Annotated in this window: 27 protein-coding genes and 5 pseudogenes; 20 read left to right on the top strand and 12 right to left on the bottom strand. The window is 44.1% G+C overall.

The genetic code is table 11. From position 1 onward, the window contains the following. Positions 1 to 16: 16 nt before the first annotated feature. From JCM19037_RS24315 to JCM19037_RS10770, 3 genes are read left to right on the top strand one after another with little or no spacing between them, the layout of a single operon-like run. Positions 17 to 448 (top strand): GNAT family N-acetyltransferase, encoded by a 432-nt coding sequence (locus tag JCM19037_RS24315; protein WP_193744735.1) that lies wholly within the window; start codon positions 17 to 19, stop codon positions 446 to 448. After that, positions 343 to 828: an enhanced intracellular survival protein Eis gene (gene eis / locus JCM19037_RS25755; RefSeq protein ID WP_042400913.1), complete on the top strand. Its 486-nt coding sequence runs from the start codon at positions 343 to 345 to the stop codon at positions 826 to 828. Before JCM19037_RS24315 ends, eis begins: the two co-directional genes overlap by 106 nt. Next, a complete protein-coding gene (locus JCM19037_RS10770) occupies positions 807 to 1,175 on the top strand; it encodes a sterol carrier protein domain-containing protein (protein ID WP_042400911.1) in 369 nt (122 codons plus the stop codon). The genes eis and JCM19037_RS10770 overlap by 22 nt, the downstream gene beginning before the upstream one ends. Positions 1,176 to 1,297: 122 nt before the next feature. Here JCM19037_RS10770 and JCM19037_RS10765 read toward each other — a convergent pair whose 3' ends face one another. Further along, positions 1,298 to 2,110: a heme A synthase gene (locus tag JCM19037_RS10765; RefSeq protein WP_238544667.1), complete on the bottom strand. Its 813-nt coding sequence runs from the start codon at positions 2,108 to 2,110 to the stop codon at positions 1,298 to 1,300. Between the two features lie 949 nt (positions 2,111 to 3,059). On the opposite strand from JCM19037_RS10765, the gene coxB reads away from it, so the two are divergent. The 5 genes and pseudogenes from coxB to JCM19037_RS10740 all read left to right on the top strand — a co-directional run bounded on the left by coxB (position 3,060) and on the right by JCM19037_RS10740 (position 7,755). Beyond that, entirely contained in the window at positions 3,060 to 4,172 is a 1,113-nt protein-coding gene (coxB, locus tag JCM19037_RS10760; RefSeq protein WP_042400908.1) for a cytochrome c oxidase subunit II, read from the top strand. 34 nt (positions 4,173 to 4,206) lie between these two features. Then, positions 4,207 to 6,083: pseudogene (gene ctaD, locus JCM19037_RS10755) on the top strand (cytochrome c oxidase subunit I). After that, positions 6,076 to 6,692, top strand: a pseudogene (locus JCM19037_RS10750) (cytochrome (ubi)quinol oxidase subunit III). Before ctaD ends, JCM19037_RS10750 begins: the two co-directional pseudogenes overlap by 8 nt. 6 nt (positions 6,693 to 6,698) lie before the next feature. Beyond that, entirely contained in the window at positions 6,699 to 7,043 is a 345-nt protein-coding gene (locus tag JCM19037_RS10745) for a cytochrome C oxidase subunit IV family protein (RefSeq protein WP_042400905.1), read from the top strand. A 163-nt stretch (positions 7,044 to 7,206) separates the two neighbouring features. Beyond that, positions 7,207 to 7,755, top strand: a complete 549-nt coding sequence (locus JCM19037_RS10740) for a DUF420 domain-containing protein (protein ID WP_238544666.1) — start codon at positions 7,207 to 7,209, stop codon at positions 7,753 to 7,755. Between the two features lie 38 nt (positions 7,756 to 7,793). On the opposite strand, the gene JCM19037_RS10735 is transcribed toward JCM19037_RS10740, so the two are convergent. Then, positions 7,794 to 8,147 carry a YugN family protein gene (locus JCM19037_RS10735; protein WP_042400903.1) on the bottom strand — a complete coding sequence of 118 codons (354 nt, stop codon included), beginning with the start codon at positions 8,145 to 8,147 and terminating at the stop codon, positions 7,794 to 7,796. Positions 8,148 to 8,314: 167 nt separating this feature from the next. Here JCM19037_RS10735 and ylbD point away from each other — a divergent pair, with 167 nt between their 5' ends. From ylbD to JCM19037_RS10715, 4 genes are read left to right on the top strand one after another with little or no spacing between them, the layout of a single operon-like run. Further along, positions 8,315 to 8,749 (top strand): spore coat protein YlbD, encoded by a 435-nt coding sequence (gene ylbD / locus JCM19037_RS10730; RefSeq protein WP_042400899.1) that lies wholly within the window; start codon positions 8,315 to 8,317, stop codon positions 8,747 to 8,749. A gap of 17 nt (positions 8,750 to 8,766) precedes the next feature. Continuing rightward, positions 8,767 to 8,991 carry a YlbE-like family protein gene (locus tag JCM19037_RS10725; protein ID WP_042400896.1) on the top strand — a complete coding sequence of 75 codons (225 nt, stop codon included), beginning with the start codon at positions 8,767 to 8,769 and terminating at the stop codon, positions 8,989 to 8,991. A gap of 47 nt (positions 8,992 to 9,038) precedes the next feature. Next, on the top strand, positions 9,039 to 9,410 hold the full coding sequence (locus tag JCM19037_RS10720; RefSeq protein ID WP_042400893.1) for a hypothetical protein: 372 nt from the start codon (positions 9,039 to 9,041) through the stop codon (positions 9,408 to 9,410). A gap of 37 nt (positions 9,411 to 9,447) precedes the next feature. After that, positions 9,448 to 9,891, top strand: coding sequence for a YlbF family regulator (locus JCM19037_RS10715; protein ID WP_307189785.1), 444 nt, complete (start codon positions 9,448 to 9,450; stop codon positions 9,889 to 9,891). A gap of 45 nt (positions 9,892 to 9,936) precedes the next feature. Here the strand turns inward: JCM19037_RS10715 and cbpB are convergent, their stop codons facing one another. Further along, positions 9,937 to 10,374, bottom strand: coding sequence for a cyclic-di-AMP-binding protein CbpB (gene cbpB / locus JCM19037_RS10710; RefSeq protein ID WP_042400890.1), 438 nt, complete (start codon positions 10,372 to 10,374; stop codon positions 9,937 to 9,939). A 206-nt stretch (positions 10,375 to 10,580) separates the two neighbouring features. Here cbpB and JCM19037_RS10705 point away from each other — a divergent pair, with 206 nt between their 5' ends. Then, a complete protein-coding gene (locus JCM19037_RS10705; RefSeq protein ID WP_042400888.1) occupies positions 10,581 to 10,925 on the top strand; it encodes a hypothetical protein in 345 nt (114 codons plus the stop codon). A gap of 37 nt (positions 10,926 to 10,962) precedes the next feature. Then, positions 10,963 to 12,333: an aspartate kinase gene (locus tag JCM19037_RS10700; protein WP_042400885.1), complete on the top strand. Its 1,371-nt coding sequence runs from the start codon at positions 10,963 to 10,965 to the stop codon at positions 12,331 to 12,333. A 324-nt stretch (positions 12,334 to 12,657) separates the two neighbouring features. On the opposite strand, the gene JCM19037_RS30080 is transcribed toward JCM19037_RS10700, so the two are convergent. The 6 genes and pseudogenes from JCM19037_RS30080 to JCM19037_RS10680 form a co-directional block, all read right to left on the bottom strand. Beyond that, a complete protein-coding gene (locus JCM19037_RS30080) occupies positions 12,658 to 13,536 on the bottom strand; it encodes an ion transporter (protein WP_373900772.1) in 879 nt (292 codons plus the stop codon). Continuing rightward, a pseudogene (gene proC, locus JCM19037_RS30075) lies at positions 13,493 to 14,301 on the bottom strand (pyrroline-5-carboxylate reductase). The gene JCM19037_RS30080 and the pseudogene proC overlap by 44 nt, the downstream one beginning before the upstream one ends. After that, positions 14,291 to 14,902, bottom strand: coding sequence for a hypothetical protein (locus tag JCM19037_RS29360; RefSeq protein ID WP_307189783.1), 612 nt, complete (start codon positions 14,900 to 14,902; stop codon positions 14,291 to 14,293). The pseudogene proC and the gene JCM19037_RS29360 overlap by 11 nt, the downstream one beginning before the upstream one ends. Before the next feature lie 143 nt (positions 14,903 to 15,045). After that, positions 15,046 to 15,558 (bottom strand): annotated as a pseudogene (gene proA, locus JCM19037_RS29355) (gamma-glutamyl-phosphate reductase); the annotation flags it as partial. Between the two features lies 1 nt (position 15,559). Beyond that, complete coding sequence (gene proB / locus JCM19037_RS10685; protein ID WP_042400883.1) at positions 15,560 to 16,633, bottom strand: glutamate 5-kinase; 1,074 nt, start codon at positions 16,631 to 16,633, stop codon at positions 15,560 to 15,562. A gap of 314 nt (positions 16,634 to 16,947) precedes the next feature. Continuing rightward, positions 16,948 to 17,268, bottom strand: coding sequence for a hypothetical protein (locus JCM19037_RS10680; protein WP_042400880.1), 321 nt, complete (start codon positions 17,266 to 17,268; stop codon positions 16,948 to 16,950). 89 nt (positions 17,269 to 17,357) lie between these two features. Between JCM19037_RS10680 and JCM19037_RS10675 the strand changes: the two genes are divergently transcribed. The 4 genes and pseudogenes from JCM19037_RS10675 to coaD all read left to right on the top strand — a co-directional run bounded on the left by JCM19037_RS10675 (position 17,358) and on the right by coaD (position 19,085). After that, positions 17,358 to 17,627 carry a YlbG family protein gene (locus tag JCM19037_RS10675; protein WP_042400877.1) on the top strand — a complete coding sequence of 90 codons (270 nt, stop codon included), beginning with the start codon at positions 17,358 to 17,360 and terminating at the stop codon, positions 17,625 to 17,627. Positions 17,628 to 17,831: 204 nt separating this feature from the next. Further along, a complete protein-coding gene (locus JCM19037_RS28475) occupies positions 17,832 to 17,957 on the top strand; it encodes a hypothetical protein (RefSeq protein ID WP_255357894.1) in 126 nt (41 codons plus the stop codon). A 68-nt stretch (positions 17,958 to 18,025) separates the two neighbouring features. Beyond that, positions 18,026 to 18,570: pseudogene (gene rsmD, locus JCM19037_RS10670) on the top strand (16S rRNA (guanine(966)-N(2))-methyltransferase RsmD). A 17-nt stretch (positions 18,571 to 18,587) separates the two neighbouring features. Next, the gene (gene coaD, locus JCM19037_RS10665) at positions 18,588 to 19,085 is read left to right on the top strand and encodes a pantetheine-phosphate adenylyltransferase (protein ID WP_042400871.1); all 498 of its coding nucleotides are present in this window, start codon (positions 18,588 to 18,590) and stop codon (positions 19,083 to 19,085) included. On the opposite strand, the gene ylbJ is transcribed toward coaD, so the two are convergent. Next, complete coding sequence (gene ylbJ, locus JCM19037_RS10660; RefSeq protein WP_042400868.1) at positions 19,060 to 20,259, bottom strand: sporulation integral membrane protein YlbJ; 1,200 nt, start codon at positions 20,257 to 20,259, stop codon at positions 19,060 to 19,062. The genes coaD and ylbJ overlap by 26 nt on opposite strands. A gap of 192 nt (positions 20,260 to 20,451) precedes the next feature. On the opposite strand from ylbJ, the gene JCM19037_RS10655 reads away from it, so the two are divergent. After that, positions 20,452 to 21,249, top strand: coding sequence for a patatin-like phospholipase family protein (locus JCM19037_RS10655; protein ID WP_042400865.1), 798 nt, complete (start codon positions 20,452 to 20,454; stop codon positions 21,247 to 21,249). Further along, a complete protein-coding gene (locus JCM19037_RS10650; RefSeq protein WP_042400861.1) occupies positions 21,242 to 22,312 on the top strand; it encodes a PDZ domain-containing protein in 1,071 nt (356 codons plus the stop codon). Before JCM19037_RS10655 ends, JCM19037_RS10650 begins: the two co-directional genes overlap by 8 nt. Here JCM19037_RS10650 and JCM19037_RS28470 read toward each other — a convergent pair. Beyond that, positions 22,297 to 23,040 (bottom strand): nucleotidyltransferase family protein, encoded by a 744-nt coding sequence (locus JCM19037_RS28470; RefSeq protein ID WP_193744733.1) that lies wholly within the window; start codon positions 23,038 to 23,040, stop codon positions 22,297 to 22,299. The genes JCM19037_RS10650 and JCM19037_RS28470 overlap by 16 nt on opposite strands. Further along, positions 23,001 to 23,510 carry a nucleotidyltransferase family protein gene (locus JCM19037_RS28465; RefSeq protein WP_052363790.1) on the bottom strand — a complete coding sequence of 170 codons (510 nt, stop codon included), beginning with the start codon at positions 23,508 to 23,510 and terminating at the stop codon, positions 23,001 to 23,003. The genes JCM19037_RS28470 and JCM19037_RS28465 overlap by 40 nt, the downstream gene beginning before the upstream one ends. Between the last annotated feature and the right edge of the window lie 74 nt (positions 23,511 to 23,584).

Raw genomic sequence — 23,584 nt, 5'->3', positions numbered from 1 at the left:
TGAAGGGAGCCAAGTAGTGGAGTTTCGAACATTACAACCAGAAGAAAAAGAACAAGCAATACAATTAGGAGAATTTGCCTTTCAACATCGGTTTACAGATGAGGATCGTGATTACCTGCGAGAAAATACCCAACCTGAAAATGTATGGGGAGCATTTGATGGCGAGCGACTCGCTTCAAAAGTATCCTTGCTGCCGCTTAACGTGTGGTTACATGGTGTTTCCGTTAAAGGGTGCGGGGTGACAGGTGTTTCCACTTGGCCGGAAGAGCGTCGAGGAGGTTTAGTTCGTCAATTATTACAACGAGGGCTCAAAGATATGAAAGATCGTGGAGCCTCGTCTCCTTGCTCGATCCATTTTCTGTTGGTTATTATCGCAAGTTTGGCTGGGAGCTCTATTGCGATGAGACGATTGCCGAACTCAAAAAAGACGAGTTCCCAACCCCAGTAAAAGAAGGCAACGGTTCCTTTCGCAGTGTTAATCAAGAAGATTGGCAAGCACTTCAGCATATTTACGCGAAATACGCTCCGCGATTTACCGGGATGATTGACCGGGATGAATGGTGGTGGATGCGCCGCAAGTTTAGCCATTGGACAAAACAGCGAAGGAATATCATTTTTACCAATCCTGAAGGCGAAGACCGCGGGTATGTGCTGTATTCGATGAAAGATAAGCAGTTAAAAGTGTCAGAATTTGTTGCTTTAGATGACGCAGCCGAGCGTGAGCTATGGCGCTTTCTTGCAAACCATGATTCGATGGCAGACAGCATGAATGTGAAGGTGGCAAACAGTGAGTCATGGCGTTTTTCATGGAAAACCCAAAGGCTTTAGAAAAGAAACGAGCGTTTTTTATGGGAAGAATTGTAAATGTAGAAGCATTTTTCTCTATATTTCCTTTCCAATTCAAAGATGATCAGGCGTTCGTATTAAAGATTACTGATCAGTTTGCCGCGTGGAATGACGGGATTTTTGAAGTGAGTTCTGAAGGTGTGAAACGGATGGATGATGGCACGAATCTTATCGAGATGGATGTGTCCACACTTGTCCCTTTGTTGTTCGGATATGTGAATGGCGAACATTTATACGCAGATGGACGGATGAAAGGTGAGGCACAAGATGTTTTAAATCTATGTTCAGCCATCCCGTCGACGCGTCCGAACTTGTTTGATGCATTCTAGAGCGAACTAAAAAGGAAGTGCCCTTGGCACTTCCTTTTTTAGTTAATATGCCGGTTTTCTTACTGAAATCATTGCCATGTAGCAAAGGATCGTAAACATAATCGATACGACGAGCGAGTGTGTCAGAGCGTTGCCATATAGTATTGTGGCAACATGACAATCAACACACCTGCAGTCGCTTGAATGAAGATGAGAGCAACGCTGATCCATGCACATACAGTCAATGCTTTACTTTCTCGATAATAACGGATCGCTTTAATCGCAAGTATGATAAGAAGTACGACGAGCAAAATTGCTGCTGAGCGATGGACGATTTGTACGATCGTTTGCAACGTCATGCTTGATGCTACCGGGTCACAAAACGGAAAGCTTGTACATGCGTATGTTGATCCTGTATGTTTCACGTAAGCTCCGGTGTAAATGACAAGGTAGGCATACACGAGAACAAAAAATAAATAGTTACGAAACCCTTTACGAACACGCGGGGCTGGCGGGTTGTGACCATCCTCAAAGGCGAGGATCGTTAGGATGACAACTGTTGCTAACGAAATGGCTGAAATCCCAAAATGCAAGGCTAGCACAATGTTTGAGTGCCCAAATACGACAGCGGCGGCTCCCATCATGCCTTGGAAAATAATAAATAACACAGCCATAAGTGCCCAGAAATTCGTCTCTTTTACGTGGCTTAACTTCTTCCAAGACCAAATGGCGAGAATAATAACGAGTAAGCCAACAAAGCCAGAAACCAACCGGTGGCTATACTCAATAAGTGTGGCGAGCGCGGTCGAACTAGGAATCACTTCGCCAAAACAAAGTGGCCAAGTGTCTCCGCAGCCATCACCGGAGTCGGTTTTCGTCACGATCGCGCCTTGTAACAAAACGAGAATCATTCCGAGTGATGTGAGCACGCCAAAAAACTTTAAACCTCTATTCAAAGCAATCACCTTTTCTACCAAATTCAGATGGGTGTAGTAATATTTAGCATACCCAATTCTGTATATTCGACACAAGTTGACAAACCGTCTGCGAGCGATTATTCTATGTAGGCTGTCTAGGACTCGACGCAGAATAAACATGCCTTTATACTAAATAGTAAGAAGGAAATCAAAGGAAGTCAATTTTTCTCCAGTGAACATTTCGTGGCAATTCGGCTCAGGGAATTAAAACGATTACACCTTATGTAATGAAACCCATTCTATTTTAGGCTATAATAAGATTAAATCGATAACCCTTACGTTTTACACGTTATTTGTAGTAGAATAAGGGAGGGCTTGACTGGTCGCCGAACAAAGAATGGTGTTCACTGGTCTATTTCAAAAAGGGGGTGAAGACGGACAAAGGCGGACATGGCGTTAATGGTGTAGGATGAACAGTTAGAAGGAATGAATACAACGTGTATACCGTGCGAAGTATGACTTGTCTGTGACTCTTTTGTGAATAGAGGCACTCACCTCAGATGATCCGAGCTTTTTTTCATACATAGGTCGTGAGAACCCACTTTCGTAAAGAGCTTGACGATCAAGCAATTGCTTTTGCCGCCAATTAAGCCGTTATCAATTCGTCTTACCTGTAACGTCGATGTGTGCATAATAAAGGCTGATGTGCACCGCGATTTTCTGAACACAAGTATTCATGCTTTGTTGCATGACAACGGACTGAACTTTGTTCGCGATGATGTTTGTCTGCCAGCCTAAACATTTGTAAATCGCAGATGGTGCAGATGAATATAAAAAGGCTGATGATGAATTGTAATCTGTTGACTGTTCGGTGTAGAACTACAAATGTTTTCATTTGTATGCACGCGCCGATGTTTTTACATGTTTTCATGTTGCAACGGATACACTTGTAATATCAGCGATAGAAAGAAAGTGGGGTTAAACACTCATGAATGGTTGGAGAAAACTTCTCAAGTTTGCACCGTTTATGGCAGTCTTCCTGTTCCTAGCAGGCTGTGGTGAACGGAGATTGACAGCTCTTGATCCAATGGGACCACAGTCACAATGGATTTATGACAACATGATCTTGAGCCTTTACGTAATGGCAATCGTAATTATTGTAGTCTTTGTGTTGTTCTTTATCGTTGTTATTCGTTTCAGACATAAAGAAGGAGATAACGAATACCCTGAACAGGTACATGGAAGCACAAAGCTTGAAGTTGCCTGGACAGTGATTCCACTCTTCTTGCTTGCGATTCTTGCTGTTCCGACAGTGACCGGTCAATTTTACTTATCAAATACCGGCCTAGAAGATGCTGAAGCGCAAGAAGATGTAAATGAAGAAGAGTTGTCTGAAGAAGAATTAGAAGAACTGAATGATGACGTTCTTCAAATTACAGCAACAGGTCATCAGTTCTGGTGGCAGTTTGATTACAACCACGGTGATGGATTCACTGCCGGAAATGAAGTATATGTTCCGGTTGGAGAGAAAGTCGCGTTCATCTTGGAAGCTGAAGATGTTATGCACTCGTTCTGGGTTCCTGCACTCGCAGGTAAGGTTGATAACATCCCTGGAATTGAAAACTACATGTGGCTACAAGCAGATGAACCAGGGGTTTATAAAGGGAAATGTGCTGAGCTTTGCGGACCTTCCCACGCGCTCATGGACTTCAGGTTAATCGCTTTGGAACAAGACGACTATGAAGAGTGGGCAGAATCAATGCAAGAAGAAGCAGAAGAGCCTGCGGATACACTCGCTAACCAAGGTCGTGAAATCTTTGAAGAGCAAGGGTGTATTAGTTGTCACGCTGTCGAAGGACAAGGGTCTGCGCAAGGACCAGCATTAACGAACTTCGGTGATCGCGAGACAATTGCGAACTACCTTGAAGTCACAGATGAGAACCTAAAAGAATGGATTCAAGATCCACAATCGTTAAAACAAGGCAATGAAATGCCGGCGTATCCAGAGCTCAGTGATGAAGAGCTGGACGCGATTGTTGCTTACTTGAATCAATTAGAGAAATTAGATCCAGAAACGAAAGAGGGACTTGAACGAGACTAATTGTTCAAGGTATGCATAAAGGAGGCTAATCCACGTGGTAAGAGAGGCTACGAATACGCTCAGAAAGAGCGTGCTTTGGGATTGGTTGACGACTGTTGACCATAAGAAGCTAGCCGTCTTATATCTCATTTCGGGTACGCTGTTCTTCTTGAAAGCCGGCCTTATGGCGGTTTTCATGAGGATACAGCTCATGAGCCCAATGAATGATTTTCTAAGCGGCCAAACATTTAATGAATTTGTTACGATGCATGGTACTATCATGCTGTTTTTAGCGGCAACACCGTTGTTATTTGCTTTTATGAACTATATAGTTCCTTTGCAAATTGGTGCTCGAGATGTTGCCTTTCCGTTTGTGAACGCACTCGGTTTTTGGTTGTTTTTCTTCGGGGGACTTCTCGTAAGTTTGAGCTGGTTCTTTGGCGGAGCACCTGATGCAGGTTGGACATCTTATGTGCACTTGCAAGTCGAGAATACGGGGGCATAGGGATTGACTTCTATGTTCTTGGTCTACAAGTATCCGGGATTGGTACGCTCGTCTCGGGGATTAACTTTATCGTTACGATTATTAACATGCGCGCGCCAGGCATGACGATGATGCGTATGCCACTTTTCTGTTGGACAACGCTCGTAACGTCTATTCTTATCGTATTCGCATTTACTCCACTTGCAGCAGGTCTTGCACTATTAATGCTTGACCGGATGTTTGATGGGCAGTTCTTTATCCCAGGTGAAGGCGGAAACGTTGTCATTTGGCAACACATCTTCTGGATCTTTGGACACCCAGAAGTATACATTCTCGTATTGCCAGCTTTCGGTATGATTTCTGAAATCATTCCAACGTTCTCCAAGAAGCGTTTGTTTGGTTATACAGCGATGGTATTTGCAACACTTATCATCGGTTTCCTCGGTTTCATGGTATGGATGCACCACATGTTTACCGTAGGAATTGGACCGATTGCAAACTCAGTCTTTGCGATTGCGACAATGGTAATCGGGATTCCGACAGGGATTAAGATATTTAACTGGCTATTTACAATGTGGGGCGGTAAGCTCACATTCAACACAGCGATGCTTTGTGCTTCATCATTTGTTCCGACATTCGTACTTGGTGGTGTAACTGGAGTTATGCTTGCCATGGCGCCTGTTGACCACTTGTATCACGATACGTATTTCGTTGTCGCTCACTTCCACTACATTATCCTCGGTGGTATTGTTCTTGGACTTATTGGTGCAACGTTCTACTGGTATCCGAAGATGTTCGGTCATAAGCTAAATGAAGGATTAGGGAAGCTTACGTTCTGGTTGTTCTACATTGGTTTCCACTTAACGTTCTTCGTACAACACATTCTCGGTCTGATCGGTATGCCTCGTCGAGTGTATACATATCTCGAAGACCAAGGCATGGAAGCGATGAATATGGTCTCTACGATCGGCGCGTTTGTCATGAGTGTTGCGATTATTTTACTCGTTGTAAACGTCGTGTACTCTGCAATGAAATCACCGAAAGCGAGTAGCGACCCTTGGGATGGCCGTACACTTGAGTGGGCGACACACACACCAGTTCCAGAGTACAACTTTGCGCAAACACCGCAAGTTCGATCTCTTGATCCACTATTCTATGAAAAGATTCATGGAGACGGCACGATGAAGCCTGCTGAACCTGTTGCAGATATTCATATGCCAAACGGATCGATCTATCCATTTACAATTAGCTTAGGTTTATTCTTTGTAGGTTTTGGTTTTATTATGCTCAACATGGAAGCCATCATTAGCCCATGGATTGTAATTGCTATCGGAGGTATTATTACCTTTGGTTCTATGGCCTTGCATTCTGTGAAAGAAGACCACGGTTATCACATTACAAAAGAAACTGTAGAAGAAATTGAGAAAGAGGTGGGGACGAATGGCTGAAACGACTGATCTTTCGAAAGGACTTCCCTCCCATCCGGAACGAGCAACGCTAGAAGGTAAGAACAAGTTTCTTGGCTTCTGGGTTTTCCTCGCCGGGGAAACAACGATGTTTGCAACGTTTTTCGGTACGTATCTTGCTTGAGAAACGGTACAGGATCTGGCCCAGAAGCAGCAGATATTTTCTCTTTGCCACTCGTGTTCATTATGACAATGATCCTTTTGACGAGTTCATTGACAAGTGTGTTCGCGATGTTTGCAATGAAGAAGAACCAGTTCAAGAAAATGAAGGCTTGGATGTGGGTAACGGTTGCTCTAGGTGCCGCATTCTTAGGTTTTGAAATCTATGAGTTTGTGGAATATGTACACTATGGACTTGGATTTACGACAAGCGCCTTTGCTTCATCATTTTATGCACTTGTTGGTTTGCACGGTGCCCACGTTCTCTTTGGACTTTTGTGGATCAGTTTGTTACTCATTCGCTACCGCAACTCCGGAATTACGTTAACGAACGCACCGAAATTCTATGTTTCGAGTCTGTACTGGCACTTTATTGATGTCGTGTGGATCTTTATCTTCACCGTCGTCTATCTAATGGGAATCGGAGGTTGATCATAAATGGGTGAAAATTTATCTCAACCCTTTGAGAAAAGTGCGATGACTCAAGAAGAGATGGTAAAGATAAACCGTGAGCAACGCATTCAAACGATTGCTTTTGCATTCATGATTGCAATTACGTTGCTAGCGTTTATCGCTGTTGGCGCAGATGTTGTGCCTGGCGCCTTTGCAACACCATTTATCCTCGGACTTGCAGGGGTTCAACTCTTCTTGCAGCTGTTCTACTTTATGCACCTAAAGGATAAAGACCACGGTTGGCCGAATACGTTTATTGTATCCGGAATCGTGCTTGTTATTCCTACCATTGTTGCACTTATGCTTCTTATCGGTGTAACGAAGTACTAAATGTGAATAAAGAAAAACCCATACGGTCATTACCGTATGGGTTTTTTCTCGGATGCACCTTACGATTAAGGATAGCTCAAGCGTTGTCATACAATCGTCAAGGTGTGGTTTTGTTTCTCGAGCGGCATTCACGTATAATAAAAGCGATAGGAGGTTGTCCAGTTTGGAAAATACGAATCAAATACCCAAAAGCAATAAAAACTACACGGGCTTAGTTGTCACGTTAACGATCGTGATTAACGGGTTAATCGCTGTGCTCTTTTTCATGGACGGTATTGGTGCAGAAGCTTCATTTGACGTTACGCTTTTGCCGATGCTTAACGCGATCTACAATAGTTTTACGACCGTTTTCCTGTTTGCAGCGCTCTATGCAATATTAAAAAAGAACGTGAAAGTTCATCGTCGATTCATTTATGCGGCGTTAACGACGACGACGTTATTCCTCGTCACGTATGTGGCTCACCATCTGTTGGCTGACTCTACAACGTACGGAGGAGATGGAATCTTACAAACCGTGTATTACTTTATTTTACTCACACATATTCCGCTTGCGGCCATCATCGTACCGCTCGTCCTTTTATCTGTAATTTGGGGATACACGAATCAAGTGAAAAAACATAAAAAGATTGTCCGGTGGACGATGCCACTATGGTTATACGTAAGTATTACTGGCGTACTCATTTACATTCTCATATCACCATATTATGGATAAAAAAGAAGGACGGGGGTTTGCACCCTCATCCTTCTTTTTTAGAAGCCTTTTAAGCCTTCTTCAATGCCTTTTAGTTTTGTTGCACATTTGTTAAGTACTTTGCTTGGCATTTCTTCGTCATATTCTACACCGTGAGGGTAGTAGTGGCGGCCAACGATGGGTGTCATTAGCTTCACAATGGTGTCCTCTCCAGGAATGTCACCTTCTACTGCATATGCCGGAACGCGAAGGTAATACGTAGCGTTTACACGTTCATCAAGCATTTTATAGTCAAACATGACTCTTTCATAGTCCCATTGTTCTGCATGAACAAAACCGAACTCGTCCATTACCGGCAAGAGGTTGCCAAATTTCAATTCTTTTTCTGGAAAGTTATAGTCTGTTAGTTTCACTGCCGTTCCCTCCTCAAAGGATCAATCCACTCTTTATTTTATATGGAAATGCTTAGATTTGCAATTGTTCCAAGTGAACTTAACGACTGGAACGTAGACAAGAGTCTATACGTATAGTAGTTGTAAAAAGAGGGGGTTTTCATGTCGGATGAGCATATGGACCTTCGGTGATTGAATTCAAAACGTTCGTTCAAAATCATCCAGGGTTAATCCAAGAAGTACGACACGGAAGATACTCATGGAATGATTTATATCAAGAATGGGCAATTATCGGAGGTGACCACGCTGACTGGACGTCTTATCAAACGAACCCTGAGCCAGAGCCTGTAGGTGAAGCATCGACGAATGACAGAGAGACGAGTGGAGAAACGACAACGAACGCAGCTCAGAACTCGTTGAATCAATTTTTGGAGAGCAACCCGACCGTATCATCGGTCGTCAGTCGTCTCGGCCAGATGAATGTCAATGACCTCCAAGGCTATTTGTCGCAATTCAGTGGTGTAATGGGAAATGTTCAGCAACTCATGGGTCAATTTCAAAATACGGGTGGCCCTGTTCAAAACAGTACGAGAGAAAATCCTTTTTCGTTCCGTGGTTTCTAACGTAAAGGAGAGGTTGTATGAGGAATGATCTGCTCGTATATATAACGAGTCGGCAAGATTTGAAAAGGTATTTGCGTGCCGAGCCTACATGGTATCGCATCCTAGCAAGACATCCTGAACAGCTTCAGGAAATGGAGAAGGAAGCGAAAGTGTTTAATGGTCAAACGTGGCCACAACGTGTAGCTCGTGTGAATCAAGGGTTAGGGATGACAATGAGTTTGCTTAGCATGTTCAGAAAATAGCATAAACCGACCTTCCTTTGGCACATACTAGCCAAAGGAGGGTTTATATGTTGGTGTATTTCTTGTTTGTGATTTGTTTCACGTCGAATGCTGATGAAATTAAGATTGAGCCATTACCTGAAATACTCGAAGTAAGCCAAGATGTACAAGACGTGCGAATATCGGTTGAAGTGAGAGACGAAACCCTTTTTGTAGAATCATACATTCCTGATTTTACATTTCGGACAGAAGCTGATGATCCTGAAAGAACAAAAGGATATATGACTGTATCAGTAGATGGGGAACGTGCAGAAAGTGTGCATCAAGCGGCTTTTACAATTACAGGGTTAAGTGAAGGGGAACATCACGTTCACTTCCAGTTGTACGATCTCGAGCACATGTTGCTATATGAGCACGAAGAGACCGTTCAAATGTCATAATGGACATGTTATACTGATGGTGATGGAGGTGATTGTGGTGCAAACGGTTGTTTCCACACCAATTGAACTGCTTGATCGCTCAGAAGAGCTCTCTCGTATGATGCTTCAATCTGAATTATATCAAGCATTTACAGACGCAAGAAGAGCGATGAATGAAGACGAAGAGGCGCAAACACTTATTCATACATTTAATCAAGAAAAAGAACGTTTTGAAGAAGTGCAACGGTTTGGTAAATATCATCCAGACTATCATGAAGTGACGAAAGCACTCCGATTAGCAAAAAGGGAAATGGATGTTTGTGAATCGGTGGCGAATTATAGAAAGACAGAACGGGAACTTGAGAAGTTGTTAACGGGCATTAGTGAGCTGTTAGCCTACTCTGTTTCGCCAAGCATAAAAATTCCTTCGTCGAATCCATACTTTGACTCATCCTCATGCAGTGGGGGTTGCGGTTCAGGCGGTAGCTGTAGTTGTAGTTAGACGATAAAAATCGAGATGAAGAGGTCGAATCTTCATCTGATTTTATTATTGAAGATAACGGTGGATGAGTGCCAAAATCGAACGGCGTGTGAGTATGCCTACAAAGGCGTCGTCATCATCAACAATACATATGAATGGATGGTTGATCGAGGTCGTAAGTGCTTTATGAAATGTTGCATCCATTCGTAAACGAGGCAGTTTCGTGTTCATGACCGTATCCACAGTGATGTCATGAAGTTTTTCCATTTCTAATTGTTCAAGACCTAAAATTGAATCGAGGATTTCATTTTTACTAATCTGACCGTGAACACGATAATCCACATCCAACACGGGTATGGCAGTATAACCAGATTTAATTAAAACTAAGAGCGCATGATCCAGTCGGTTTTGTAACTGTACGTGGGCCACTTTTTCATGTGAAATGATCAGATCGTGGATTTCTTTATTTATGAGCTGGCGATTCTTTAAGGTGTCAATCGTCATGTCATCACGTCCCTTTCGCCTAAGCAAGACATTATACACCAGCATGAAACATTGTAGTACTATGTATAATCGTAGAAGTTTGCCATATTTTTGTCAAGAATTGTGTGACGCTTTCTGACATCGACAAAACGATCAGACTAACGGTAGACCCTCTGTGTAAATCCACGTATAATGAGGGGAGGTTGCATTATGGAAAGGAACATCGTATGAAAAAGAGGGACAAGAACATTATCACAGTGCTGTTATCGACACTCGTGGTGCTCATTATTGCGGGAATGTTTATTCCGATAACCGTAAATGCCCCATCAGACACACGGACCATCTTGGACCACACGACACATACGTACGCCTCGCCGTCTTGTTTTGATTCGGCAGACATGACGAATTTTTTGCAAGAAACGACGTATGGGCATGCTCAATCTCTTGATTACGAGGCAGAATCATCGTGTTCTCAAGAATTCTATACGCAAAGTGATGTACCTCTGCTGTTAGCTGTGTTCCAGCTCGTCGGTATTGGCGAACAGAAATGGACAGAAGAAGATCGTCTGTAACGGACGTTCACTATACAAAAGGGAGAGAACCATTCGAATGAAAGTCGTAAAATTTGGCGGGACTTCCGTGGCAAGCGGACCGCAAATTGAGAAAATCACGAATATCGTAAAAGATGATGAAACACGAAAGGTCATTGTTGTATCTGCTCCTGGCAAACGCTCATCGGATGATGTGAAAGTGACAGATATGCTCATTGATCTTGGGGAGAAATGTTTGAATAACGAGGATACTTCCGATGCACTTGCGGCAGTAACCGGTCGTTATCAGTCCATCGCGAAAGAATTGGCATTACCGATGACGGTCATTGAAGAAATCGAAGCAGATCTTAAAGAGCGCGTTATGTATGACGCAGATAATTCAGGCCAGTTTATGGATCAGATGAAAGCCGCTGGGGAAGATAACAATGCTAAACTAATTGCGGCTCATTTTAACAACATTGGTTTGGATGCCGTCTATATGAACCCTAAAGATGCAGGCTTGCTCGTTACTGGCGAAGCTGGTGATGCCCAAGTCATTCCAAAAGCATACGATCAATTAAGTGCACTACAAAAAGAAGAAAGAATTATTGTGTTCCCAGGCTTTTTTGGATACACAGAAGCGGGTGTTCTCACAACCTTCCCACGCGGGGGTTCGGATATTACCGGCGCCATTGTCGCAGCAGGTGTGAATGCGACTTTATATGAGAATTTCACAGATGTTGATTCGGTTTGTGTGGCCAATCCGATGGTCATTGACCAACCAGAAGAAATCCATCATATGACGTACCGAGAGATGCGGGAGCTTTCTTACGCTGGTTTTACAGTATTCCATGATGTTGCACTCATTCCGGCATTCCAACATGATATACCGGTAAGCATTAAAAATACGAACAACCCTTCTAGTGACGGTACGTTAATTACCGCGAGCAGAAGAAAAGAAGATACGTATTATCCGGTTACGGGAATTGCCGCAGATAAAGGATTTAGTATCATTTACGTACGCAAATACTTAATGAACCGTGAAATCGGATTTGGACGTCGACTTCTTGAGATGGTTGAAGAAGAAGGCCTCTCCTATGAGCACTTGCCTTCAGGCATTGATGACACGTCGGTCATCTTAAGAACGTCTCAGTTTTCTTTAGATAGCGAAAACCGTCTACTCACACGCATTCAAACAGAACTCGGTGTAGATGACGCTTATATTGAACACGGGTTTGCAATGGTAATGGTTGTTGGTGAAGGCATGCACGAAACCGTAGGTCTTGCCGCTCGCGCAACCGACGCTATTGCTGGAGCAGGTGTTAACCTCGAAATGGTGAATCAAGGCTCTTCCGAAGTATCATTAACGTTCGGTGTAAAAGAGCGGGACGCGGACAATGCATTAAAAGCCTTATATGAGGAATTCTTTGCTCGAGTAGCTAAGCAATAAACTTTAGAAGGCTCTCGTAAAACTTCGAGGCTATTAAACAAGTGAAACACCCCAAAAGGTAGAGTTAACCTCACTTTTGGGGTGTTTTTTTTGAGTTTGTATTGAAATGACAGTTGCAAATAGAGGGGGAGGAACCGATTGTACGAAATAGGGATCATTCACGATTGTCCAACTGCGGCTGTGACAAGCATGGCTAACTGCATTCCGTGTGGATCGCAGGTGCTGACATTGTCGTGTTTTGCAACCCGAAGCGGCGACACCGGGATGCTACGGCAAATGACAAAAAAAGAGCTTAAGAACGAAAACGTTCGTAAGCTCAATCGATTACTGATTGTCGCTTTTCATATCTCGGAGCATCTCTTTAATTTCTTGTAGTTCATTTTGCAATGACTCGATGTCTTGATCTTTTTTATTTTTGCCTAGAAGTTGTTCGTCTTCTTCATTGGCTTTCTCGACGTTATTAACAATAACACCGATGAAGAGGTTGAAGATGATAAATGTACCGACGAGAACGAACGAAATAAAGTAGATCCAACTTAATGGCTCAATTTCGAGTATTGGACGCATCACAGCCTCTGTCCAAGAGTCCAGTGTTACAATTTGAAATAACGTGAGCACTGAACGACCTAAAGACCCGAAGTATTCTGGTGAGATCGATGCGAATAGCATTGTCCCAATGACTGCGAATATGTAGAAAACGAGACTCATGAGGAACATAATGTTGAAAAGTGAAGGAATCGTCCTCATAAGCGCATCGACAAGCCTTCGCAATGATGGAATGACTGACACGGCTCGAAGTACACGCAATACGCGAAGCACACGAAGAACTGTAACAAAGTGAGCGCCAGCAAACAAGTGACCCGCGGATATAATTAAAAAGTCAAACCAGTTCCAGCCACTTTTGAAAAAGGTAATCATCGGCTGCGCTGCGACCAACCGCATCGCAATTTCAACGGTAAAAATCCACAGAAGAATCCGATCCGCAATATAAAACCATTCTTTATATGGAACATACAGTTCAGGGTAGGTTTCCAAGCCTACAATAATGCATTCACGCCGATAAGCAACATAACGACCACCGTAAAAAAGCGGTGGTCTGTAATTTCTTGAAGGGTTTGCCTCCAGTTTTTTCGTTGACTCACATCTACACTCCCCCAAATTAGGAGCCGAGTTGTTTGGACCGTTCAATCGCTGCTTGAACACTGCGTGAAAAATGGCGTTGCACTTCGTTTTCTTCGAGCGTAACAAAAGCAGCTTCGGTCGTACCTCCTGGCTCATCACTTCTTTATATAAACTCTCTAAAGAAGCATCCGTTTTCGTCCAACGCATCGCAGCACCAAGAACCGTTTGGACAATGAGTTTTTTCGCTTCATCCTCGTTTAATCCGTTTTGTAGGGCGGTTTGTTGAAGACCTTCCATCATGTAATACATGTAAGCAGGGCCGCTGCCAGAAATTCCAGTCACTGCATCCATCTGAGTTTCTTCAACGTGAATGACAGAACCAATCGTTTCAAATAGTGTGGTTGCGAGTAACAAGTCATATTCTGAGGCATAATCCCCTTTGCAAACGGCTGTAGCGGACTGCAATACATTCGCTGAAGTATTAGGCATCGCTCGAATGATCGGGTTGTTTTCCCCGAGGTGATTCGTTATTGTTTGCGTTGTAATGCCTGCTAGCACAGAGATAATTAAATGTCTCGGCTCGACATAAGGTTGGATCCGGTCAATTGCTGATGCCATATCTTTCGGTTTCGTAGCAAGAATAATCATGTCAGCTTCAGCTACGGCCAAATCCATCTCAATTCCTTTATCGATGTTATATTTTTCATTTAGTAAAGACAGGCGTGTTTCATCATTACGATTGATCACACGAATGTCAGGTTGTTGTTGTTCGGCTAGGCGAATGCCTGAGATGATCGCCTCAGCCATCGCTCCTGCCCCGACAAAGAGTAAACGCTTATTGTGCATCATGTGTACCTGACCCTTTCGTTTGACCTGTACCGGTAATGTAGTACTTATTCGTTGTAAGTGCTTCGAGTCCAAGCGGACCTCTGGCGTGTAGTTTTTGTGTACTAATGCCAAGCTCTGCACCGAATCCAAATTCAGCACCGTCAGTGAAGCGAGTCGAGGCATTGTGATACACTGCAGCGGCGTCGATCAAATGACGAAACTGTTCAACGTGCTCGTCATCTTCAGAAATAATGGCTTCTGAATGCTTAGTCCCGTACTTATCGATATGCTGAGCTGCTTCTGCTACACTTGACACGCATTTAATCGCGACAATCGGGTCCAAGTATTCTTTTGCCCAATCTTCTTCGGTCGCTTGTTTTACGCGGTCATCTAATCGTTGCACGTCTTCGTCTCCATAGATCGTAACCCCTTTGGCAAGCAATGCTTGCAGTAATTCTTTTCCGTGGCGAGAAAGCCAGTCCTCGTTAATGAGGATCGTTTCGATGGCATTGCACACTGATGGGCGGTCAGTTTTCGCGTCGATTGCGACGGAAATGGCCATGTCTTCACGTGCAGATTGATCAATGAAAAGGTGACAATTTCCTTCTCCAGTTTCCAATACAGGGACGGTTGAGTTTTGTACAACCGTTTGGATGAGTGCCGCACCTCCTCTAGGATCATCACATCGACAATGCCGCGAAGTTGTCCAAGCTCTTTCACATTTTCACGTGTATGAGGAGGGACGAGGGTAATTGCATCCGCCGGTAGCCCAGCGTTTTTTAACCCTTCCTGCATACATGTGACGAGTATCCGGTTCGTTTTTTGTGCCGAGGAACTGCCGCGTAATAGGACGCTATTACCAGATTTTAAGCACAACCCAGCCGCATCTACGGTGACGTTTGGCCGGGCTTCATAAACCATCGCAATCACACCGAAAGGAACCCGGTGATTTTCTATAATAAGGCCGTCATCACGAACATAGCGACTTGGGGACTGACTGAGCGGATCTCGTAACGTTTTAACGTGCACGAGCCCTTGTGAGATCGATTGTAAACGTTCTTCTGTTAACGTTAAGCGGTCCAACATCTCCCGGCTCACATCATTTTTTTTCGCTAGTTCAACATCTTCTTGATTGGCCGCGAGTATGTCAACTTTATGGTCGAGTAAGACATTGGCGATGGCTTGAAGCGCATCATTTCGCTCAGCAGCTGTAAATGATGATAGTGACTTTGACGCAGCTTTACTTTGTAATGCTAATTGTTTTGTAGTTGTCATATTATTCGCCTCCGTTTACGTAAGATACCCAGTGATTTCTATGAATGCACAACTGATTATAATGTGTTGTTTTTATTTGTTCCGATGAAACCGCACTTCTTCCCCGCCCGATTGTATGACCATCTTGGTCACAAACGTCAATAACGGCTCCTTCAGGGAATGTCTTGATTACATCAACGATGCCGACGGTTAGCAAACTTTTTTTGTCGTGAAGAAGGGCTTGTTTCGCGCCGTTATCAATCATTATTGCACCTTCAACAGGAGAGTGAAGCCCGACCCATTGCTTGCCTTTTGTCCACGGCGTATGCCCGGCGTCTACGTACGTGCCGTCTCCGTTCGAGTGAACAGCGTCTTCAAGAGAGCGAGTGTCCCTTGCTTGGCCGATAAACGTCCGGATACCGAGTTGCTGCGCCCGCTTAGCGGCTTCTAGTTTGGAGCGCATCCCTCCTGTTCCAAGCGTCGAACGAGTGGATGCGGTTTGTTCATACAAGTCATCGGTAACGTCTGTAATTGTCGAATAGCGAACGGCATCCGGGCTGGATGGGTGTTTGTTGTAAACACCGTTCACGTCGGTGAGAAGAATGAGCATGTCGGCACGAATCAAGCCAGCAACAAGACTTGATAACCAATCGTTATCGCCGAACGTTAATTCTTCTATTGCAATCGAGTCATTTTCATTAATGATCGGCACGACCCCTCGCCGTAGCAATTCTTCAAGGGTCGCATACGCATTGTCGTACTGTTCTTCCACAACAAAGCTTTCTCTAGTGAGTAATAATTGGGCGACGGCAATCGTATTTTCACTAAAAGCTTTCTCATAAGCTTCCATTAACAGACCTTGCCCGACAGCGGCAGCGGCTTGTTTCTTTACGGTTGTGATTGGTCTTGTGCGGTACCCGATTTTTTGAAACCCTGCAGCAACTGCACCGGAAGATATGAGGACGACTTCGTATCCTGATGCATGCAAGTGGCTAACCGCATTTGCGTAATCGATTAATGATTTGTGATCAATACTGCCGTTTCGCTTCGCTAACGAGCTGCTTCCAATTTTTACGACCAATCTGCCTTTTTTCATCATCACGACTCCTATCTCATTTCTACATAAAAAACTCCTATTTCATCTGTTTTAAGGACGAAATAGGAGTTCCGCGGTACCACCTTGATTAATGGCATACGTGTACACCATTCACTCTTGACCCGTATCGCAGGTCAGACGACCAAGGTTGGCTTGGTTGCTCGAGGTAGGTTTCAAGGCGATCAGTGGCGCGAATGTTTCAGCTCGTCATTCGCTCTCTAAAGCTTGATCGATCTTTACTTGGCCCTTCATTGCGTTCGTTATTCATAAATTGGAGATCATAATATCATTATACAGCGGTTTACGCAAGAGGGCTACGATTTTAATCGAATGCAATCGGTGCAGCCATTACCACAACAAAATCGTTTTCTTAAAGGGACAAGAAAACGTACAGCATAAACATATTCTTTAAGGTCGGTCATGCGTACATAACGGATGGAGGCTGTGACAATTTTACCACGCATAGCTCGACCAGCTGCATTCTGCAACGCTTGCTCCAATGGTTCACGCGGTCCATCCCAGCGTAAATAGATGAAGGTTTGGTATGAAATGGTGTTCGTTGTTAGTTCGTTATCAACATGTCGCAATTGTTGAAGGAATGTTTCCCAAATTTGATCAAGGGTAAATGTACTCATCATTTGCCTCCTTTTCAACAAAGATGAATTGTTCTTTCTATTTTCCCGTGATAAACTGACGATAAACGATTTCCCAAAGGAGAGTTTGTATGTTTGAACAACGCCAAGGACTCGTTATTTGGGTTCAATCATTAAAAAATGTCCGTCACCTTAGAAAATATGGGCATGTTCAGTACGTTTCCAAAAAAATGCGATATGTGGTTCTTTATTGCAATACGAGTGATGCACATAAAGTGAGTGAGCAGATTAAGCAATTAAATTTTGTCCATAACATTGAATGGTCGGTTCGTAGACAATTAGATTTGGATTTTGGGCAGGAGAAGCGAGAAGTTATTCCTCAAGATAAAGTGCATACGTAAGCGCTCACTAACGCGAAGCAAGTAAATATATTCAAGGCATAAGCACGGTACGCGAATGGTTAGGACTTCTACGCCATTCGCGGTTTTTTCGTTTTGAGTGTTTACCTCTACTATTGAAAACGAAAAAACCGCGTCCCCCCATAGGGTACGCGGAGCCTGTTGTTTATACAGGCAATGGGAGAGGAGAAACCGGAGGAAGCGCTTATGGGGAAACGTAAGCGTTCTCCGCGGTTACTTGCAACATGGGATCATGTTGCTAACCCTAGTCTTGCCGATGAAGCTTTGAAATATACAACGACGAAAAAGTTTTTCATATCGGTCGTGCTCTGACATGGACAAGTTGGTATGATAGGATAGAAACAATTCGTGATGATTTTACATAAGAAAGGAAGAATCCGATGCGTGTGATTGCTGGCAAATGCAAAGGACTCCGATTAAAATCGCTACCAGGTGATAATACGAGACCTACCTCAGACAAAGTAAAAGAAGCATTGTTCCACCGACTCGGCCATTTTTTGATGGGGGAAAAGGGTTGGACCTATACGGGGGGAGTGGCGGCATTTCGATTGAAGCGATTAGTCGTGGCTTCCATCATATGCACGTTGCTGATGCTCATAAAGGGGCAATCAGTGTGATTAAAGACAATGTAAAGCTTGCTCGTGTCGAGAAGCAAATTACGGTTCATACCGGGGATCGCCTGCGAGTGTTAGAAAAACTTCGTGATCGAGATGAACGGTTCGATTTCGTGTTTTTAGATCCACCATATGAAGAGCAGCAGGTAGAAGAAGACATCCAACTTCTTCAGACGTACGGATTACTACATGATGAAGCGACGATCGTCGCTGAGCACCGAAGCAGTGTAGAGCTACCGGAGACGATTGCCCGTGTTTGTCAGACTCATCAAAAGACATACCGTGATACAACTGTGACAATGTACCAATAGATGAGAGGAGAGGTCATATGACGACCATCGCTGTGTATCCAGGAAGTTTTGATCCCGTAACCAATGGTCATATTGATATTATTGAAAGAGGCATGCAAGTTTTTGACGAGATCATCGTTGCTGTTCTACATAATCGCTCAAAGACGCCACTATTTTCTGTGGATGAGAGAGTCGAGCTACTCCGGCAGTCAGTGGCCCACATGCCAAATGTAACCGTTGACTCGTTTAACGGTTTGCTCGTTGATTACGTGAAAGAGAAAAATGCCAATGTCATTGTTCGGGGTCTTCGCGCTGTCTCAGACTTTGAATACGAGATGCAAAATGCGTCGATCAACCGAAACCTAGAGCGATCAGTCGAAACGTTTTTTATGATGACGAATAATCAGTATTCTTATTTGAGCTCTAGCATCGTCAAAGAAGTCGCCAAATATGAGCGCAGTGTGAAAGATCTCGTGCCTGAACCGGTCGAACGGGCGCTTAAAGAGCGCTTTATCCATCCACCCTCTGGTGAATGAGTCGTCGATGACGTAGGAAAATAAAGACAATGAGCGTGATGAGTGTAATGAAAGGTGCGACAGCAAAAAATTGATGTACCGAGTGTTCAATCATGTAGAGTGGATCAGCTCCTGTAAATACGTGAGCACTTTTTGGTTGATATAACCAGTCAAAGGTGACTGCTGCAATGCACGCGGCGAAGAAACCTTGCATAATCCTTGCCACAAAAAACGGCAAAAAGCGAATGGCTGTAGGTGCAAGTAGACTCGCTGCTTGAGCTTGAGCGGATAATCCAGCAAAAGCTAATAAAAAGCTTGTGACGATGGCTTGTTGTTTCAACGGTGTGTCAGTCAAACTGACGAGTTGACTACCGAGAGTCATTTCAAACAGCCCTGATACGATCGGGATGCCAAAATCGCTAGATAACCCAATCATCGCAAGCAGTACATGGATAAAAGCAGCAAAGATTTCGGTGAAGCGAAGCAAAGACAGAACTTCGTTAAGCACAGAGAAAAGAATGATAAACCCGCCGATCATGAGCAACGTTTGTACGGAAGACTGAACCGCATCACCGAGTTTTTTACCAATCGGTCGTTCGTCTTTTATTCGTTCCTCGTGGAGAAGATGAAAAGCTTTTGCCAAGCTGGGAAAGCTTTTCTTTTTCGTTGATTGTTCAGTCTGAGTGCCGTGAAAACGCATGATCAATCCAACGATGATGTTCCCTCCATAGTGGGCAGCAGCAAGTACGATGCCTAAGGCAGGATCATGGAAAAAGCCGATGGCAATCGCCCCGAAAATAAACAGAGGGTTAGAAGAATTCGTAAACGAAACAAGACGCTCAGCTTCAATCGTACTGATTCTCCCATCTTCCCATAGCCGGGTCGTCAGTTTTGCGCCGGCCGGATACCCACTCGCAAGGCCCATCGCCCATACAAACCCACCTGTACCAGGTACTCTGAACAACGGACGCATGAGCGGTTCCATGTAAGCACCGATAAAACTGACCACACCAAAAGCGATGAGTAACTCTGATATAATGAAAAACGGAAGCAACGATGGAAACACTACATCCCACCAAATCGACAGTCCGCGCAAGGAAGCTTCTAGTGATTGTTGTGGAAACAGCATTAAAGAAACGGCCAATACCGTTGCCGCTGTTGCTAATAATAAAGAGTGCCATTTTTGAAAAGACAAAGTCCGTCCCCCTTATGCAAAAACACGACATTGGACAAGGTTTGTGTATTACTTACGGTACGTGTCTAAGCGCTCGGATAGACCTTTTTTTCTTGGATGATTTAAAATCGAAGAATGACAGACGGTACGAATAGGTAAAATAGGCATACAATGGGTAGGCGAGAGTCACGGTGTTTTTATGGGGGGATGAAGATGGATCATAAAACGAGACCCCGGATTGGCTTGGCACTAGGATCAGGTGGAGCAAGAGGGATGGCACACGTCGGGGTGCTGCATGTACTTGAAGCACATCATATTCCGATTGACTATATTGCGGGAAGTAGCATGGGTTCTCTCGTTGGTGCACTTTATGCGTCTGGATATAACGCTGCTGAATTAGACCAGATTGCTAACTTGTTTAAGCGGAAATTTTATTTGGACTTTACGGTTCCAAAAATGGGCCTGATGAATGGAAAGCGCATTGAAGAACTCATCTATATGCTGACGAAAGGTCAGCGTTTCGATGAATTAGAACGTCCACTCACCGTAACCGCAACAAATCTACAAACCGGTGCTCCGGTGCAACTAAACGAAGGCAACGTTGCAAAAGCTGTGCGGGCAAGTATCTCGATACCAGGCATTTTTGTGCCTGTCGAGCATGAACAACAGATGCTCGTTGATGGAGGGATTGTGGACCGTGTGCCGGCGCAAGTGGTGCGGCAAATGGGAGCTGATATTGTCATTGCCGTAGACGTGTCATATTTTCCAAAGCAACCACCGATTTCTTCTATTTATGACGTGATTATGCAAAGTATGGAAATTATGGGCAAAGAAGTATTAGAAGCACGAACGATTCTAGCAGATGTACTCATGAGACCCATTGTTCGTCAGCACAGTTCGGTCATGTTTCAAGATACGCCAGAACTAATAAAACAAGGAAAAGAAGAAGCGGAGAAATATGTATCATTGATTAAAGAGCGTATGACGGAGTGGGAGGCAGCAAATGAGTGAGCCAAAACAGCAAAAACGACATGTATCAAAGCTCTGGATTGTTGTCGCAATCCTGTTTGCTGTATTAATTATCAATCAAATTCCAACTGGTTATTATTACTCTCAACCTGGAGAAGCGACGGGGTTGCAAGAGATTATTACGGTTGAAGGATCAAGTCAGTATGAAGAAGGAGAATTTTACTTAACGACCATCCTTCAAAGTCGGGCAAGTCCATTTTTGTATGCGTGGTCTTATTTGAGCCCGTATCGTATACTCACCCCAGAAGAAGATCTCATGACCGAAGATGAGACGGATGAGGAATACCAACACCGACAAACCGAATCGATGAGGCAATCACAAGATGCAGCAAAAATTGCCGCATACCGAGCGGCAGGGGCGACTGTGCATATTGAAGAGAACGGTGTGTTTGTGACACAGTTTGTTGATGGTATGGGTGCTGTTGAAGAGTTGGAGTCTGGAGACACGATTACAGCTGTAGACGATCAGGAGATTCACAATTTCAATGAATTAACCGAAGCGTTGCAAGGAAAAGAAGCGGGTGAATTTGCGGAGCTTTGGATTGAGAGAGAAGGAGACCGTTTTCAAGTCGATGTGGAAATGAGGAATTTCCCTGATCCTGACGAAGATGAAGATGGCATTGGAGCCGACCCTGAAGCCGTTGGCTTAGGCATTATCTTTCCCGTCAATGATCGAGAAGTGAGTTTTGATCCAGAAGTGACGATCGAAGCGGGAGCAATTGGCGGACCGTCGGCGGGCCTTATGTTCTCTCTAGAAATTTACAATCAGCTCATAGAAGATGAAGACATTACGCGTGGCATGAACGTTGCTGGTACGGGCTCGATTAATGAAGATGGCCAAGTAGGTCGAGTCGGAGGTGTCTCGCAAAAAGTAGTCGCCGCCGATCGGTCAGGAATTGAGATCTTCTTTACTCCGAATGATGAAGAGTTAGGGGAACGCTCAAACTATTTAGCCGCTTTGGAAGCGGCCAATGATGTGAATGCAGACATCGATGTTGTACCTGTAGAAACATTGCAAGATGCGATTGACTATTTGACAGAGTGACGAACGACTACTGGTGGACCATATTCTTCTTTATATTTCTCGACTCGCTCGTCGGGATGTGCATGGCTGTAGTACGCAATGGCTGCTTTTTCATCCAATCGCTCTTGTGCCCCTTTTTGACGAGGAGGTCGGTGGTAAAGGTGAAGAGCAGTCGTTTTTTTGATCGCGCGCAAATAGGATTGCCCAGTTTCGGTAAAGCCTAATAAGCGAACTGAGCGAGGCGTACATGACTCGCTGAACGAGGCGCGCATGTCATCTTTTGATGTATTTGTGAGCACGTGAACGAGCAGCCTTTGAATTCTTGTCCACGTATATCGTTTCGTTTTTACTGTTTCCATAAATGATTGAAAGTCTCTAGCTTGTTTCGCTGCAGCAATCAGACGGTGATGAATGCCTTCTTCGGCTTCATAGATTTCTCCTAAATGGTCTGGTGCTGTTGTGAGTAACACGTGTTGTAGCAAGGGGTAATAGTCGTCCCACGTAATAAGAGGCTGATGTCGAATGGCGCGCTCACAATCATCTGGCATGTACGCCCCGACGTCGGATTTTCCCTCGGAATGTAGCGTTTTTCGAATGGCCGTTGCACTTGCAATCGTGAGAGCATCGTCTAAATGTTCACTATGATAGCCACTTCCAATGCGTGTAATCGTTTGCGGTTGAATCCGCGCCCCGAGCTCTCGAGTTGCTTTCACGTACTCGTAGCCAAGAATGTTATTCGGTTGCGACAAATCAGGATAAGACGCCGGTGCATGAAGTAGATTAAATGCATAGGCTGAGCTCTCGGATAAGAGTAGCCTGCGTCCAACCCTTGCCTCAAGTGGCGTTGTAATAGCTGTTCATGCTCGATCATAAACGCATCTAATGCTAAAAAAGAGTCAATATTACCAGATTCACTCCCGAAATAAAATGCATCAGCAAGCAAACCGTCGAGGATAGAAATGCTCCCTCTAGCAAATAAGCTTGCGTGTTGTGTTGAATACGTATAGGGAAGTTCTACGACAACGTCTGCTCCACATGATAGTGCCATTTCGGTACGCGTCTTTCGGTCAAAGCCTGCAGGCTCTCCCCGTTGGAGATAATATCCGCTCATGACACAAATGACAACATCAGCATCTGCATCTTCCTTTGATTTTTGTAAATGATACAAATGACCGTTATGAAAGGGGTTATATTCCACTACAAGGCCGATGGCTTTCATTTTGTTTCCTCCAAACCGTACATCTTATCTCTACAGTATAATGTAAAGAAAAAATGTTGACAAACTGCCTGAAT

The organism is Geomicrobium sp. JCM 19037 (genome assembly GCF_000698105.1).
Taxonomy (GTDB): Bacteria; Bacillota; Bacilli; order Bacillales; family Marinococcaceae; genus Geomicrobium_A.
This window is presented reverse-complemented; position numbering and strand designations above follow the sequence as displayed.